Source organism: Actinomadura sp. J1-007, from assembly GCF_009793335.1.
Lineage (GTDB): Bacteria > Actinomycetota > Actinomycetes > Streptosporangiales > Streptosporangiaceae > Spirillospora > Spirillospora yumaensis.
Map to the genome: position 1 here is coordinate 761,469 of NZ_WING01000002.1, position 15,275 is coordinate 776,743.

General features: G+C 74.4%; 12 protein-coding genes and 1 pseudogene. 6 read left to right on the plus strand and 7 right to left on the minus strand.

What is annotated here, in order from left to right; all coding sequences use genetic code 11:
- Positions 1-32 precede the first annotated feature (32 nt).
- The 5 genes from GEV43_RS37465 to tkt form a co-directional block, all read right to left on the minus strand.
- The gene (locus GEV43_RS37465) at positions 33-1,781 is read right to left on the minus strand and encodes a glucose-6-phosphate isomerase (RefSeq protein ID WP_160825457.1); all 1,749 of its coding nucleotides are present in this window, start codon (positions 1,779-1,781) and stop codon (positions 33-35) included.
- On the minus strand, positions 1,778-3,502 hold the full coding sequence (locus GEV43_RS37470) for a phosphoheptose isomerase (protein WP_160825458.1): 1,725 nt from the start codon (positions 3,500-3,502) through the stop codon (positions 1,778-1,780). The genes GEV43_RS37465 and GEV43_RS37470 overlap by 4 nt, the downstream gene beginning before the upstream one ends.
- 175 nt (positions 3,503-3,677) lie before the next feature.
- On the minus strand, positions 3,678-5,000 hold the full coding sequence (locus tag GEV43_RS37475) for a glucose-6-phosphate isomerase (protein WP_309240136.1): 1,323 nt from the start codon (positions 4,998-5,000) through the stop codon (positions 3,678-3,680).
- A gap of 373 nt (positions 5,001-5,373) precedes the next feature.
- Entirely contained in the window at positions 5,374-6,495 is a 1,122-nt protein-coding gene (tal, locus tag GEV43_RS37480) for a transaldolase (protein WP_160825459.1), read from the minus strand.
- Positions 6,496-6,657: 162 nt separating this feature from the next.
- Positions 6,658-8,784: a transketolase gene (gene tkt, locus GEV43_RS37485; RefSeq protein WP_160825460.1), complete on the minus strand. Its 2,127-nt coding sequence runs from the start codon at positions 8,782-8,784 to the stop codon at positions 6,658-6,660.
- A 659-nt stretch (positions 8,785-9,443) separates the two neighbouring features.
- Here tkt and GEV43_RS37490 point away from each other — a divergent pair.
- From GEV43_RS37490 to GEV43_RS37500, 3 genes are all read left to right on the plus strand, one after another.
- Positions 9,444-10,424: a heme o synthase gene (locus tag GEV43_RS37490; protein WP_375539126.1), complete on the plus strand. Its 981-nt coding sequence runs from the start codon at positions 9,444-9,446 to the stop codon at positions 10,422-10,424.
- A 93-nt stretch (positions 10,425-10,517) separates the two neighbouring features.
- Positions 10,518-11,708, plus strand: coding sequence for a PrsW family intramembrane metalloprotease (locus GEV43_RS37495; RefSeq protein ID WP_160825461.1), 1,191 nt, complete (start codon positions 10,518-10,520; stop codon positions 11,706-11,708).
- Between the two features lie 55 nt (positions 11,709-11,763).
- The gene (locus GEV43_RS37500; protein WP_160825462.1) at positions 11,764-12,747 is read left to right on the plus strand and encodes a heme A synthase; all 984 of its coding nucleotides are present in this window, start codon (positions 11,764-11,766) and stop codon (positions 12,745-12,747) included.
- Positions 12,748-12,922: 175 nt separating this feature from the next.
- On the opposite strand, the gene GEV43_RS37505 is transcribed toward GEV43_RS37500, so the two are convergent.
- A complete protein-coding gene (locus GEV43_RS37505) occupies positions 12,923-13,153 on the minus strand; it encodes a hypothetical protein (RefSeq protein ID WP_160825463.1) in 231 nt (76 codons plus the stop codon).
- Between the two features lie 177 nt (positions 13,154-13,330).
- Here GEV43_RS37505 and GEV43_RS52135 point away from each other — a divergent pair.
- From GEV43_RS52135 to GEV43_RS37515, 3 genes and pseudogenes are all read left to right on the plus strand, one after another.
- Positions 13,331-13,498 (plus strand): annotated as a pseudogene (locus GEV43_RS52135) (helix-turn-helix domain-containing protein); the annotation flags it as partial.
- A 170-nt stretch (positions 13,499-13,668) separates the two neighbouring features.
- Positions 13,669-14,172 (plus strand): DUF5753 domain-containing protein, encoded by a 504-nt coding sequence (locus tag GEV43_RS52140; protein WP_309240137.1) that lies wholly within the window; start codon positions 13,669-13,671, stop codon positions 14,170-14,172.
- Between the two features lie 33 nt (positions 14,173-14,205).
- On the plus strand, positions 14,206-14,391 hold the full coding sequence (locus GEV43_RS37515) for a DUF397 domain-containing protein (protein ID WP_309240238.1): 186 nt from the start codon (positions 14,206-14,208) through the stop codon (positions 14,389-14,391).
- 78 nt (positions 14,392-14,469) lie between these two features.
- On the opposite strand, the gene GEV43_RS37520 is transcribed toward GEV43_RS37515, so the two are convergent.
- On the minus strand, positions 14,470-15,090 hold the full coding sequence (locus GEV43_RS37520) for a Uma2 family endonuclease (protein WP_241684185.1): 621 nt from the start codon (positions 15,088-15,090) through the stop codon (positions 14,470-14,472).
- Positions 15,091-15,275 lie beyond the last annotated feature (185 nt).

The window sequence follows — 15,275 nt, forward strand, 5'->3', positions numbered from 1 at the left end:
GCTATCACTACGTGTCGCCGGTGACGGCGGACTCATGCCCCTCCTCGGGCCGCGTCGAGCAGCCGGGCGAGGCCCGACCACCGGTTCTGCAGGTGCAGCCGGACCACCGGGCGGCCGCCGCCCCGGGCCGCGCGGGCGTCCGCGAGCGCCTGCGCGAGCTGGACCGCGCCCAGCCGGTGGTGCCGGTCAGGGACCGGCACGTCGCGGACGACGTTCCCGGTCACCATCAGGTATACGCCCTTCTCTTGATGATCATTCCCGAACGCGGGGTAACGGCAACCCCAGGCGACCGTCACGGGGCGGGCACACCGCGCGGCGAGCAGCCCCGCGAGCCGCCTGACCTGGGTACCCTGCCCCCGCGCCTCGTCCGGGTCGAGGTAGGCGACGATCGACAGGTGCCCGCGGCCCCCGGCGCTCCCCGCCCGCCCCGCCACCGCGTCCAGCACCGCGGGCAGGTCGCCCGCCCCGGCGAACGCCGCGTCGCTCGTGTGCACCTCGACGGCCCGCCCCGGATCGCCGTCGCTGAACAGCGCCCCGCCGCCGGTGTCGCCGCCGGGCGTGTTCGGCGCGCCGGGCGCGCCGGGCGGAGCGGAGGCGCCGGACGCGGCGGGCACGGCGGGCGCGACGGGCACGGCGGGCACGACGGACGCGGCGGGCGCGACGGGCGGGCCGAGCGGGTCGACGCCGAGCAGGTACGCCGCCACCGCGACGGCGTACTCCCACACGACGAGCTGCGCCGCCGGGGGACCGGACACGGTCGCGTCGTCCTGCCGCGGCCGGCCGTCCAGTGTGACGAGGAACATGTCGCCGGTCGGCAGCACGGGCATCCCGCCGCGCTGGACGATCGGCAGCAGCCGCCCGCCCGTGCCCTCGGCCAGCAGCGGCGCGATCCAGTCGGCGAGCCCCGGCACCGCCGCCGCGTACCCGCCGAGCACGACGCTCTCGCGGCCCGCGCGGACCGCGCCGCCGAGGATCGCGCCGAGCACCAGCCCGGGGTTGTTCTCCGGCCTGGTGAGGGACGGCAGGACGGCGGTCGCCTCGTCCAGCAGCGCGCCGACGTCGGCGCCCGCCAGTCCCGCCGGGACCAGCGCGTACGGCGACAGCGCCCCGAACACGGTCGGCCTCGGCGCGTCGAACACCGGGTGCCCGGCCTCGGCCGCGTCCTTCGCGTGCGCGGCGCCCGGATCGGCGACGATCACGAACCGCCGGGCGATCTGGCCGGGGGAGAGCCCCGCCTCCTCGAACGCCCGCAGCAGGACGCGGCGCAGCATGTCGGTCGCCGGATCGTCGCCGGTCACGACGACGAGCGTGCGGAGCAGCCGTTCGCGGTCGCCCGCGACGCGCAGCAGCGCGCCGGGCTCCGGCCCGTCCAGCACGGTCAGCGGCGACCGGCGGGCGGCGCCCGCGGAACGCGTGCCGCCCGCCGCGGCCTCGGCGGCCTCCCGGTCCAGGGCGTGCCGGACGATGAGGTCGGCGGCCCGCGCCGGCGCGCCGCGGCCGAGCAGCGCGACCTCGGTCACGCCCGCCTCCCGCGCCTCGCCGCGCAGTGCGGCGATCCGGCCGGTCAGCGCCCGCGCGGGCCCCGGCTGCCCCGGCCAGCACAGCGCGCGGCCCTCGACCGCCGCCGCGGCCGACGACGGCCACAGCGCCGCGTCCTCCGACGCGAGCCGTACGGGGACCTGGTCGATCCACAGCCGGCCGAGCACCCGCTCGGCGGCCTCCCGGATCGGGCCGCGCGCGGTGATGGACGTCTCACCGGAGACGACGGAGGTGAAGCTCATCGGGTGGTCCGCTGCGCCCCGGCCACCGCCCGCACCGCCTCGGTGAGGCGGCCGAAGCCGGAGACGGGCTCGCGCAGGTGCAGCCGCACGACCGGCAGGCCGCGCTGCCGCAGCGCCCGCACCTCCGCGAGCGCCCGCGCGAGCTGGAGCTTGGCCAGCCCGTACGGGCGGCCGGGGATCGGGTGCGCCGCGAGCGCGTCGCCGGGCGCCGGCTCGCCGGTGATGACCAGGAACGACCCGTTGCCCGGCCCGTCCTTGTGGATCGGCCCGGTCGCGTGCGGGAACCCCGGGCCCGCCCCGTACACGACGGGACGGCCCGCGCGGCGCGCGAGGGACGGCGCGAGGTAGCGGCCCGAGAAGTCGCCCGACAGGTACGTGGTGACCGCGAGGTAGCCGTCCTTCGGCAGCGTCCCGAGCAGCCCGTCGAGCACCGCGGGCAGCGCGCCCGCGCCGAGCAGGCCGACGCCGGGCGCGCCGCTCGGCCCCGGCACGTCGGCGTGCACCTCGATGCCGCCGTCCACGAACGAGGGCTCGCCGCCCGGCAGCGGCCCGGCGCCCGCCGCGCGCAGCATCGTCGCGGCGTCGTCCTCGGCCTCCTGCACGACGGTGCTGCCCGCCTCGAACGGGTTCACGCCGAGCAGCCAGCCCGCCACCGCCGTCGCGTACTCCCACAGCAGGAACTGCGCGCCGAGCGGCGCCCACAGCGAGGTGTCGGCGTCCTCGTGCGCCGCCGCCCTCGGGTTGATCGCGACGCCGTGCACGTCGGGGCAGCCGGCGGGGCTGCCGGGCGGCTCGAACGCCAGCACGCCCCGGCGGCGCTTGCCGGTGCCGACCGACAGCAGCTGCGAGATCCACGCCGACAGCGCGCCGGGCCCGCCCGGCTCGCGCAGCACCACCTTGTCGCGCGCCATGCCCTCCGGGCCCTGCTGCGCGCAGCCGCCGAGGATCGCGCCGAGCAGCAGGCCGGGGTTGTCGTCGTTCCCGGACAGCGACGGGGCGAGCGCGCCCGCCTCGTCCAGCAGCCCCTCGGCGTCGGCGCCCGCGAGCACCGCCGGGACGAGCCCGTACGCCGACAGCGCGCCGAAGTGGCCGGGCAGGTACGGGTCGGTGAGGCCGATCCGGTAGCCGCACTGGCGGGCGAAGTCGTGCAGCGGGCTGCCGTGGTCGGTGATGACGAGGAACCGGCCCGCGATCTCGCGCTCGGACATGCCGTGCCGCCGGAACGCGTCGGCGAAGATCCGCCGGTACGCGTCGCCCTCCAGCGACACGCCCGACTTGCTGGCGAGGACGACGAGCGTCCGGTCGAGCCGTTCGAGGGCGAACGCGAGGGCCGCGGTGTCGCCGCCGTCCAGCACGGTCAGCTCGCCGGAGGGCGCCCGGCCCGGCGCGCCGTGCGCGCCCGGGGCCGCGGCGGCGGACGCGTGCGCCTCGACGATCGCCTGCGCGGCGAGGCTCTCCGCGCCGACGCCGATCAGCACGACGTGGTCCAGGCCGGAGTAGCGCGCCTCGGCGACGAGCCCGTCCACCTGGGCGAGCAGCCCGCGGGACGCGGACGGCAGGTCCAGCCAGCCGAGCCTGCTGTGGTCGACGGCGCGCCGCCCCCACAGCCGCGGGTCCTTGGCGGCCAGCGCGCCGGGCACGCCGCAGTCGACGAGGTAGTCCCGCGCCAGCAGCGCCGAGTCGAGGACGTCGCCGCGCGTCAGTACGTCGAACCGAGACACTATCCCTCCTAAGCCCCATCGTTTCAGGAGAGAACGCCCATTCGCGACCGACTCCTCGATCTTCTGGCCGGTGATATGACTCGCCGGTCGCCGGCACGCACCCCGGTGAGCACTCCGCAGGGCCGCGCACGGCGCGGCGGCGCGGGGACGGCCCGTCAGGACGGCCCGGCGGCGGTCAGCCGAGCGCCTCGGCGAGCTGGGCGACGCCCTCCGCGCGGTCGCGCAGGTGGAGCCGGACGACCGGACGGCCGAGCGAGCGCAGCGCCCGCTGGTCGCCGAACGCCTGGGCGAGCTGGAGCTCGCCCAGCGTGTACGGCCTGCCCGGCACCGCGACGTCGGCCTCGTTGTGTCCGGTGACCTGGAGGAACGACCCGTTCCGCGGGCCGCCCTTGTGGTACTGCCCGGCGGTGTGCAGGCACCTCGGACCCCACCCGAACGTGACGGGCGCCGGATGCTTGCGCACCTCCGCGCCGCGGGACGCGAGCAGCGCCCGCAGCCGTTCGGCCCCGGCGTCGCCCGAACGGTCCAGGTACGCCATGACGGCGAGGTAGCCGCCGTCGTCGACGCCGTCCAGCACCGCCTCCAGCACGTCCGCGAGGGACTTGGCGCCCTTCAGCGCCTCCTCGGGCGCGTGCACCTCCACCGCGCCGGAGACCAGCGCGGGCGGCCGGTGCACGACGGTCGGCGCGGCGCCCTCCTCGGCCCGCAGCAACGCGGCGGCGGCCTCGGCGGACGTCCGCGCGTCGGGCCGGTCGAACGGGTCCACGCCGATCACCCGGCACGCCACCGCCGTCGCGTACTCCCACAGCAGGAACTGCGCGCCGAGCGGCCCGGCGACGCTCAGCCCGGCCTCCCGGACCGCCGCCTCGCGGGTCCCGGATCCGCGGCCCGGACCGGGGTCGTCGGGACGGCCGCCGAGCACGACGCGGCGCACGTCCGGCGCGAGCTCGAACCCGGGCGCGTCCACGCCCTCCACCACGACCGGCAGCAGGCCCCTGCCGTCCTTGCCGGTCGACTCGGCGACGAGCTGCTCGGCCCAGCCGCCGAACCCCGGCAGGCCCGAGCCGTGGTCGGCGAGCACCAGCTTGTCGCGCCCGCCGAGCGCCGACGCGCCGAGCGTGGCGCCGAGCGCCAGCGCCGGGTTGTCGTACGGCTGCGCGAGCGCGGGGGACAGCCGCTCCGCGTCGTCCAGCAGCGCCTCCACGTCGGCGCCCGCGAGCGCCGCGGGCGCCAGCCCGGACGCGGCGAGCGCCGAGTAGGCGCCCTCGACGCCCGGGTCGGCCCGGACGACCCGGTGGCCCGACTCGGCCGCGAGCCGTTCCAGCGGCGATCCCGGGCCGGTCACGACGACGAACCTGCGGGCGAGGCCGGCGCCGGTGATCCCGGCGTCGCGGAACGCGCCGTCCAGCACGCGGTGCAGCGCGTCGGTCTCGACGGTCTCGCCGCTCCGGTCCGACACCACGACCAGCGTCCGGTCCAGCCCGTCCCCGCCGGCCACCCGGGCGACCTGCCCGGGTCGGCCGTGTCGAGAACGGTCAGCTCCACCCCGGCCGCGGCGGCGATCGCCTCCGCGGCGACCGCCGACCCGCCCGTGCCCGCGAGCACGACCCGGTCGAGGCCCGCCTCGCCCGCCGCCTCGGCCAGCTCGCGCAGCGGCCCGAGCAGGGGCCGCGACGTCGCGTGCAGGTCGAGCCAGCCGAGCCGCCGGCCCGCGCCGGCGGCGGCCGCGTCGGGGCCCCACAGGTTCGCGTTCCGCGACGTCAGGGAGCGCGGAACGCCGTCGGAGACGAGACGGTCGAGGACCGTCTCGCTCTCGTCGAGGACGGCGCCTCGGATGGTGACCGAAACCCCTCCGGCGGTCACCAGCGAGGTCACGCGCGGGCCCCCTCGGCCTTGTCCTCCAGTTCGCGGGCGATGGTGCCGAGCAGTTCCTTCCAGGACGCCTCGAACTTCTCGACGCCCTCGTCCTCCAGCACCCGGACCACGTCGTCGTAGTCGACGCCGGCGTCCTTCAGCGCGGCCATGTGCGCGCGGGCGCCGTCGTACGAGCCGCGCACCGTGTCGCCGGCGACCCGGCCGTGGTCGGCCTCGGCCTCCAGCGTCGCCTCCGGCATCGTGTTGACGGTGCCGGGCGCGACGAGCTCGTCCACGTACAGCGTGTCGGGCAGGTCGGGGTCCTTCACGCCGGTGGACGCCCACAGCGGGCGCTGGGGCCGCGCCCCGGCGTCCTTGAGCGACTTCCAGCGGTCGGTGCCGAACTTCTCCTCGTACAGGGCGTACGCGAGGCGCGCGTTGGCGAGGCCCGCCTTGGACCGCAGCGCCTTCGCCTCCGCCGAGCCGATCTTGTCGAGCCGCTTGTCGATCTCGGTGTCGACGCGGCTGACGAAGAACGAGGCGACCGACGCGAGCCGGGTCAGGTCGCGGCCGTTGTCGCGGGCCTGCTCCAGCCCGGCGAGGAACGCGTCGATGACCTTCCCGTACCGCTCCAGCGAGAAGATCAGCGTCACGTTCACGCTGATGCCCTCGGCGAGCGCCCGGGTGATCGCGGGCAGCCCCTCCTCGGTCGCCGGGATCTTGATGAACAGGTTGGGCCGGTCGACCAGCCACCACAGCGCCCGCGCCTCGGCGACGGTCTTCTCGGTGTCGCGGGCGAGGCGCGGGTCGACCTCGATCGACACCCGGCCGTCCAGCCCCTCGGTGCGGTCGTAGACGGGGCGCAGCACGTCGCAGCCCCACCGGATGTCGTAGGTGGTGATCGCGCGGGACGCCTCCTCGACGTCCACGCCGCGCACCGCCAGGTCGCGGACCTGCTCGTCGTACGCCGAGCCCTTGGACAGCGCCTTGGCGAAGATCGTCGGGTTGGAGGTGACGCCGACGACGTGCTTGTCCTTGACCAGGCTCGCGAGGCCGCCGGAGCGCAGCCGCTCGCGGCTGATGTCGTCGAGCCAGATCGACACGCCCTCGTCCGAGAGCTTCTTCAGGTTCTCACTCATCGCTTTTCTCCTCGTCGAGTTTCGCGGGTCCGGGGGGTGGGGCGGCGGACCGTCCGGCCAGGCCAGGCCCGGCCGGGCCGGGTCGGGTCGGGTCGGGTCGGGCGCCGGCCGGGGCCCCGGTGGAGCCCCGGCCGGTGGCGCGGGCCGCCGCCCGCCGCCCGGTCAGTTGCCGGTGGTCGAGCCCTTGCCGGCGCTCCCGGCGCCGGCCTTGATCAGGCTGGCCTTGGCCGCCGCGACCACGCGCTCGGACGTGATGCCGAACTGCTGGAACAGCGTCTTGTAGTCGGCCGAGGCGCCGAAGTGCTCCAGGCTCACCGACTCGCCGTCGTCGCCCACGTACGCGCGCCAGCCGAGCGCGATCCCGGCCTCCACCGACACCCGCGCGCGGACCGCCTTCGGCAGCACCTGCTGCTTGTACGCGTCGTCCTGCGCGTCGAACCACTCGACGCACGGCATCGACACGACCCGCGTCGGGGTGCCCTCGGCCTGGAGCGCCTCGCGGGCCTCCAGCGCGAGCTCGACCTCGCTGCCGGTCGCGATGATGATCACCTTCGGGTGCCCGTCGGGCGCGTCGGCCAGCACGTAGCCGCCCTTCGCCACGCCCTCCGCGGACGCGACGCCGTTGCCGCGCTCGATCGTCGGCAGCTTCTGCCGCGTCAGCGCCAGGCCCGCCGGCCGGTCGGTGTGCTCCAGGATCGTCCGCCACGCGACGGCCGTCTCGTTGGCGTCGGCGGGACGGACCACGTCCAGGCCCGGGATCGCGCGCAGCGCCCACAGGTGCTCGACCGGCTGGTGCGTCGGGCCGTCCTCGCCGAGGCCGATCGAGTCGTGCGTCCACACGTACGTCACCGGCAGCTTCATCAGGGCCGCGAGCCGCACCGCCGGGCGCATGTAGTCGCTGAAGATCAGGAACGTGCCGCCGTACGGGCGGGTGCCGCCGTGCAGCGCGATGCCGTTGAGGATCGCGCCCATCGCGTGCTCGCGCACGCCGAAGTGCAGCGTGCGGCCGTAGCGGTCGCCGGGGAACTCCTTGGTCTGGAACTCCTCGGGGATGAACGACGGCTCGCCCTTCATCGTGGTGTTGTTGCTCTCGGCGAGGTCGGCCGAGCCGCCCCACAGCTCCGGCAGCGCCGGAGCGAGCGCGGCGAGGATCTCGCCGGACGCGGCGCGCGTCGCCAGCGCCTTGCCCGCCTCGAACTCCGGCAGCTTGGCCGTCCACCCGTCGGGCAGCGTGCGCTGGGCGATGCGGTCGTACTCGGCGGCGCGGCCGGGGTTGGCGGCGCGCCACTTGCCGAACGCGTCGTCCCACGCGGCGTGCTCGGCGCGGCCGCGGTCGGACACGGCGCGCGCGTGCGCGAGCACCTCGTCCGGCACGTCGAACGACGCCGCCGGGTCCATGCCGAGGATCCTCTTGGTGGCCGCCACCTCGTCGGCGCCGAGCGCCGAACCGTGGATCTTGCCCGTGTTCTTCTTGTTGGGCGCGGGCCAGCCGATGATCGTGCGCAGCGCGATGAACGACGGGCGCGACGTCTCGGCCTTGGCCGCGGCGAACGCCTCGGCGAGCCGGCCGAGGTTCTCCTCGTACTCGCCGTCCACCGTCCAGTCGACGTGGTGCACGTCCCAGCCGTACGCCTCGTACCGGGCCCGCACGTCCTCCGACAGCGCGATCGCGGTGTCGTCCTCGATCGAGATGTGGTTGTCGTCGTACAGCAGGACCAGGTTGCCGAGTCGCTGGTGCGCGGCGAGGGCGCTCGCCTCGTGGCTGATGCCCTCCTCGATGTCGCCGTCGGACGCGAACGCCCACACCGTGTGGTCGAACGGCGACGCGCCCGGCTCGGCGTCCGGGTCGAACAGGCCGCGCTCGCGGCGGGCCGCCATCGCCATGCCCACGGCGTTGGCGATGCCCTGGCCGAGCGGCCCGGTCGTCGTCTCCACGCCCGCGGTGTGCCCGTGCTCCGGGTGGCCGGGCGTCAGGCTGCCCCACTTGCGCAGCGACTTCAGGTCGTCCAGCGTCATCGGGTAGCCCGACAGGTAGAGCTGGATGTACAGCGTCAGGCTGGAATGCCCGCAGGACAGGACGAAACGGTCGCGGCCCGCCCAGTTCGGGTCGGTCGGGTCGTGCTTCAGGAAACGCTGGAAAAGAAGGTAGGCGGCCGGTGCCAGGCTCATGGCCGTCCCGGGGTGACCGGAGCCGGCTTCCTCGACCGCGTCCATCGCGAGGGCGCGGATCACGTCCACCGCCCGCCGGTCCAGATCGGACCACTCAAACGTGCTGATGTCCCCACTCACGGAACGCCAGGCTCCTCTCGAACCACATGTAGCGATGTACGGTCACGCGGCACGGCCGATCCTCGCGTCCGCGGCGGTTCCGCCGCCGCGGCGCGGGCCGGGCCACGCGTTCTTCCTTCGGGTCTCGGAGCCGGGCCGCCCCGGACCGCCGCCGTGCGCGCCCGTGCGGGCGCCGCGGGACGTCCGGCGCGATCGCCCCCCGTTCGGCCGCCGGTGCGCGGCCGGCGAAGATCATGCCGTGCCCTTTCCGAGCCTACCGCGCGGGCGGCCCCCCGGCCGGGGGCGGAGAACGGCGGCCGTGCCGCCGCCGCGCGCCCGCCGATCCGCTCCTTTTCGACCCTTGCCCGATCGCTTCCGCGACTAACCCCCCGCCCGGGTGATCTCGCGGGGAGGCCGGGCTCGCCCGCGCGGCCGCCGGTCGGCCCCGGCCGGACGCGCGCGCCGGGCCCGCGGTGTAGCGCGGGTCACGTCCGGCCCGGCGCGCGCGGCGCGTCCGGTGCCCCGGTGCTCGCCTCCCGGAGGGGTCGCACTAGAGTGATTGCGCGGTTGGCGACAGCCGCCGCAGTCGCCGCCACCGGCCCGGGCGCGGCCCGATCACGGGGGCGCACCGTCCGAGGCGGTACGCGACTTCTCCTGCCTAGTTGGACGTGGACCCGATTGTGACGGTGCTCAGTAACAAGCCCGGGGTCGAGCTGGACGACCAGGTGCCGGGGGCGCCTGCGCTCCCCGCCCCCCAGCCGGTCGCCGAACCCCGGTCGGTCGGCGCGAGCGTGCGCGCCTACGTGGCGCTCACCAAGCCGCGCGTGATCGAGCTGCTCTTGATCACCACCATCCCGGTGATGTTCCTGGCCGCCGGGGGGACGCCGCCGCTCGGGACCGTCCTGCTGACGTTCGCGTTCGGGGCCCTCTCGGCGGGCGCCGCCAACGCGATCAACTGCTACATCGACCGCGACATCGACGCCAAGATGCGCCGCACGCGGCGCCGCCCCCTCGCCCGCGCGCAGGTCACCCCGGCCCGCGCCCTGGTGTTCGGGATCACGCTCGCCGCGGCGTCCACGGCCGGGTTCGCCCTCACGGTCAACCTGCCGTCCGCCGCCATGTCGCTGTTCGCGATCCTGTTCTACATCTTCGTGTACTCGCTGCTGCTCAAGAGGCGCACCTCGCAGAACGTCGTGTGGGGCGGCATCGCGGGCTGCATGCCCGTGCTGATCGGCTGGTCGGCCGTCACCGGCCGCCTCGACTGGGCCCCGTTCGTGCTGTTCGGCGTCGTGTTCCTGTGGACGCCGCCGCACACCTGGACGCTCGCCATGCGCTATCGCGAGGACTACGCGATCGCGAAGGTGCCGATGCTGCCGGTCGTCGCCAGCGAGCGCCGCGTCATCGTCGAGTCCCTCGCCTACAGCTACGCGACCGTCGCCTGCTCGCTCGTGCTGTGGCCGGTGGCCGGGATGGGACCGCTGTACGGCGCCGTCGCCGTCGTGCTCGGCCTGGTCTTCCTCGCGGAGGGGCACCGGCTGCTGCGCGCCGTCCGCGCCGGGGTCACCGGCGTCCACCTGCGGCCGATGCGCTTCTTCCACCTGTCGAACGTCTACCTGGCGCTGCTGTTCACGGCCGTCGCCGTCGACCCGCTCCTGCACTGATCCGTTCCGTGCGGACACGCGCCGTGACCGTACGGTTCCCCCAGGTCATGCCCCGGCGTCGGCGGCCCGGCCCCCTCCGGTTACGCTCGCGTCATGGCGCAGCTAGACCCGAAGGCGGTGCTGGAGGGGCGGGTCCCCGGCCGGCCCCCGATCGCCCTGATCGCGGGCACCGCCGTCTGCCTGTTCTGCGCCGTCGTGGCGCTCGGCATCGACGCGCTGTACGGCGGCGCGGGCTTCTGGGTCGGGCTCGTCCTCGCGATCCTGCCCATCCCGCTGCTGGTCGCGCTGACCCTCACCCTCGACCGCCTCGAACCCGAGCCGGCCCGCGCCCTGCTCTTCTCGTTCGCCTGGGGCGCCGGGATCGCCGTCCTCGGCGCGCTCGTCCTCAACACCCTCGGGCTGCTGTACGTCACCGTGCCGATCTTCGGCGAGGCGAAGGGCCACGTCGTCAGCGCCACCCTCGGCGCCCCGGTCATCGAGGAGTCGCTCAAGGGCGCCGTCCTGTTCGGCCTGCTCTGGTTCCGCCGCAACGAGATCGACGGGTTCGCCGACGGGATCATCTACGCCGCGATGGTCGGCCTCGGCTTCGCCATGATGGAGAACGTCACCTACTACATGCGGGCGTTCGACGAGGGCGGCGCCGACCAGCTCCAGGCGGTCTTCATCCTGCGCGGCCTGGTCGCCCCGCTCAGCCACCCGCTGTTCACGTCCATGACGGGCCTCGGCGTCGCCTACGCCGCGACCCACCGCCGCCTGCAACTGTTCGCGCCCGTCCTCGGCCTGCTCGGGGCCATGCTCCTGCACGGCCTGTGGAACGGCGCGACCACGTTCGGCATGGGCGGCCTCGCGGTCGTGTACCTCCTGGACGGCTGCGTCCTGGTCGTCCTCATCGTCGTCGTGGCGGTCGAGCGGCGCGGCACCGTCCGCCTCATCGAGCGCTACCTGCCCACGTACGGCGGCACCGGCCTGGTCACCCCGCAGGACATCCGGATGCTGCGCGCCATCCCGTCCCGCCGCGCCGCCCGCCGGTGGGCCCGCGCGGTCGGCGGCCCGCCCGCCGCCCGCGCCATGGTCGACTACCAGCTCGCCGCGACCGAGCTGGCGCTCCTGCACAAGCGGGCCGAACGCGGCGTCGCCGACCCCCGCTGGTTCGCGGCGCGCCGTACCGCCCTGCTGGACCTCATGGCCACGGCGCGCCAGGCGTTTCTGCGCACCCCGCCCCGCCGCCCGGAGGGCCCGCCGTGGGCGCCCCGCGGGCCGTCCGGTTTCCTGCACGGCCCGTGACGCGTTGTCCGGGGGGCGGATCGGCCGCACGCCGGACCACCCATACGATTGACGCGTGGCTGAGCGAACCAACGCGCTGACCAAGGCGCGCGATGCCGTATGGCACCCCACCTCCGCGTCCTTGCGGTTCCTGGCGCTGCTGGGCGTCCTCGGCAACGCCGGAATCGTCGCCACCGGCGGCGCGGTCCGCGTCACCAAGTCGGGCCTCGGCTGCCCCGAGTGGCCGAAGTGCACCGGCGACAGCCTCACCCCGACGCACAGCCCCGACCACGGGGCCGTCAACATGGCGATCGAGTTCGGCAACCGGATGCTGACGTTCCTCGTGCTCGCCGTGGGCGTCCTGGTCTTCGTCGCCGCCTGGCGCCTGCGCCCGCGCCGCCGCGACCTCGTCTGGTGGGCCGCGGCCCAGCCGCTGAGCGTCGTCGCCCAGGCCGTCATCGGCGGGATCGTCGTTCTCACCAAGCTGCACCCGGCCTCGGTCAGCCTGCACTTCCTGGTCTCCCCGGCGCTGCTGATCTTCTGCGTGGCGCTGTGGGCCCGGGCGAGCGAGGGCGACGACCGCCCGCGCCACCTGGTCGCCCCGTACGTCCGCAACCTCTCCCGCGCCCTCGTCGCCGCCGCCGCCGCGGTCCTGATCGCGGGCACGGTCGTCACCGGCACCGGCCCGCACGCGGGCGACGCCGACTCGCGCCGCTACGGCTTCAACATCGAGAACGTCGCCCGCGTCCACAGCGGCCTCGCCTGGATCACGGTCGCCCTCACGGTCGTGCTCCTGGTCACCCTGATCCGCACGGGCGCCCCCACGGCCGCCCGCCGCCGCGCCGTCGAACTCGTCGCCATCGAGCTCGCCCAGGGCGCCCTCGGCTACATCCAGTACTTCATGGGCGTCCCCGCGCCGCTGGTCGTCCTGCACATGCTCGGCGCCGTCCTGATGTGGATCGCCGCCCTCCGCATCCTGTTCGCCCTCCGCGACCGCGGCCCCGTCCCCGCGACCGAGCCCGTCCCGGCCCAGAAGCACCAGGCCCCGCAACCCGCCTGACGTCCCGCCACCCCTCGCACCCCGACCACACCACCTTCCCCGCGAACGGCCCCCGCCCCGGCGGCCCCTCACTCCAGTGCCACCCGCACGATCGGCACCCCTCGCCCGTCCACGCCCTCCAGCACCGGCAGCGCCACGACCGGCGGCAACGGACTGAGATCCCACAACGTGACCCTCAGGACCGCCTCCCATAGGCGAGCCCGAGCCGGACGCACGCGTCCGCACTAGCCTCCAACGCCTGCCGCGAGTTGGTCACGAGCTCCGACACGATGAGCCGGACCTCGTCGGCCACGTGCTCGATGCGCCAGGCGTGCAGCGCGTCCGTGGCCACCCGCCGCGCGCACCCGACGGTGCTCGTCCGGGGAACGAACGTGATGTGCGCGGTCAGCGGTCCGCAGGGGGTCATCGTCCGCCCCTTTCTGGAGATGGGGGTGCCGCGCCGCGGCATGTGGAAAGCTGTGCACAAACATGCACACACGGTGACCAAGGATGCAATGTATTGCGTTCATCTGACTGAAGTTCTCGCCGAGAGGCCCGGCCTCCCGGCGCTCCGCCAGACCCCTGCCCCCTGGAGGAGAACCCGATGGCGAAGCCCGTCCGGCCCCCGACGGCGCGCCTGCGCCGCCTCGCGAGCGAGCTGCTCTCCCTCCGCACGCGGCGTGGGCTGAGCCGCGACGACGTGTCGGAGGCCACCGGCATCAACGCCGCCACCCTCTGGCGCATCGAGACCGCCAAAGCGCGCCCGCAGGGACGCACCCTCAAGGCGCTGCTCGACCTCTACGAGGTGGACGGCGCCATGCGCGAGGCGCTCACCACCATGCTGCGCGAGGCGTCCCAGCAGACCTGGGTCATGCCCTACCACGAGGACCTGCCCGACGATTACAACACCTTCATCGCCTTCGAGTCCGAGGCGCACGAACTGTGGACCTACGAACAACGATCATTCCTGGCCTGCTCCAGACCGAAGACTACGCCCGCCATGTCATTCGCGGGATGCTGCCCGAAGCCAGTGATGACGAGGTCGAACGTCGCGTTGAGACTCGGATGCGCCGCCAGGCGGTTCTCGATGGCCTGAAACTCTGGGCGATCATCGACGAGGCGGCCTTGCGCAGGCAGGTGGGAACTCCCGCCGAAATGCGCGCGCAGATGGAGCACCTGCGCCAGATGATGCGGCGCCCCGGGATCGTGGTGCAGGCGCTGCCGTTCGAGGCCGGAGCGCATCCCGCGATGCTCGGAGCGTTCGCCATTCTCAAGTTCATCGAGCCGGTCGCACCGGATATCGTGTACGTCGAGGGACTGAGCAACGACCTGTTCCTGGACGACGACGCGAGTATCAAACGGTACGCGGATACGTTTGAGCATTTGAGGGCCGGAGCGGCCAGTCCGGCATCAACGAACTCGCTGCTGAGAGAATTGGCCGAATGAGGGGGGTGTGGGATGTCCGCTCCTGATCGTGCCATGGTCGTTTGGCGGAAGAGCTCCCGCAGCGGAGGCAATGGCAACTGCGTCGAGGTGGCCGCCTCCGGTCGCGGCGCCGTCGTACGCGACAGCAAGCACTCCGAGGGTGCGTACCTCTCGCTGTCGGCGAGTGAATGGCGGGCGCTGATTGAGGGTGTGAAGTCGGGACGGCACGATCTGGCGTGAGGCCCGGCCCCGCGCTTCCGCCGTACGTCGTCCGCCGCGACCGCCGCGTCTGAGGCGGCGCCCTGAACCGCCGGCCGGTCACCCTGTCAGTGAGGCGACCGGGAAGGCGAACGGGAACGGCTCGTCCACCTTGAGGTCCGTGCCCGCGAGGAACGAGCCGCTCACGTGGTAGCGGCCGTCGTCGCCCAGCGTCCGCACGACGACGCCGGGTTCGGGCTCCAGATCGACCAGCCAGTACTGCGGGATGCCCGCCCTGGCGTACTCGAAGACCTTGTCCACGCGGTCGGTCCGCTCGCTTCCGCTCTTGGGTGACACGATCTCCACCACCAGCAGGGCGTCGATCGCGTCGTAAGCGCGAGCCTTGCGCGCGCGAGCCGCCCGGGCCGCGGGCCCGTCGATGACCACGAGGTCCGGAACGCGGATGGCGGGGCCGGTGTCGAGGTCCAGCGGCCCTTTGACGTACGCGTCGGCGCCCGCCGCTTCGGCGGCGCGGTCGAGGGCCCGCTCAAGGACCTTGGCGGCGTGGTCGTGCACTGTGCTCGGCCAGGGGGCCACGGTGATCCACCCGTTCACAAGCTCGCGACGCACTCCCTCATCCGGCAATGCGTCCAGGTCATCGATGGTGTACGGGCCGTAAGGCCAGTCCGGGACGGCGCTCATCGGTGTCCTCGCTGAAGACGTGGTGGCCACATCGGTCATGTGCGGCCCTCCTTCCCAGTCTGTCAGGTCGTCGCAGAGCTGATGTAACGCCGTGCGCGCACACAGTACTCGGTCCATTGCGGACGGCGACGGTGATTGCGGGACGTCTCCCGGGATCATGGGTGGGCGTCGTGAGGAAAGGCGCGGCGGCGATCGAGGGACCAGCTTCTGACGACGCCGCCGGG

Bases quoted from the DNA above. Each gene is read 5' to 3' on its own strand.
- tal (WP_160825459.1), bottom strand. From the start codon at position 6,495: ATGAGTGAGAACCTGAAGAAGCTCTCGGACGAGGGCGTGTCGATCTGG.
- GEV43_RS37520 (WP_241684185.1), bottom strand. From the start codon at position 15,090: ATGACCGATGTGGCCACCACGTCTTCAGCGAGGACACCGATGAGCGCC.
- GEV43_RS37465 (WP_160825457.1), bottom strand. From the start codon at position 1,781: ATGAGCTTCACCTCCGTCGTCTCCGGTGAGACGTCCATCACCGCGCGC.
- GEV43_RS37495 (WP_160825461.1), top strand. From the start codon at position 10,518: ATGGCGCAGCTAGACCCGAAGGCGGTGCTGGAGGGGCGGGTCCCCGGC.
- GEV43_RS37515 (WP_309240238.1), top strand. From the start codon at position 14,206: ATGGTCGTTTGGCGGAAGAGCTCCCGCAGCGGAGGCAATGGCAACTGC.
- GEV43_RS37505 (WP_160825463.1), bottom strand. From the start codon at position 13,153: ATGACCCCCTGCGGACCGCTGACCGCGCACATCACGTTCGTTCCCCGG.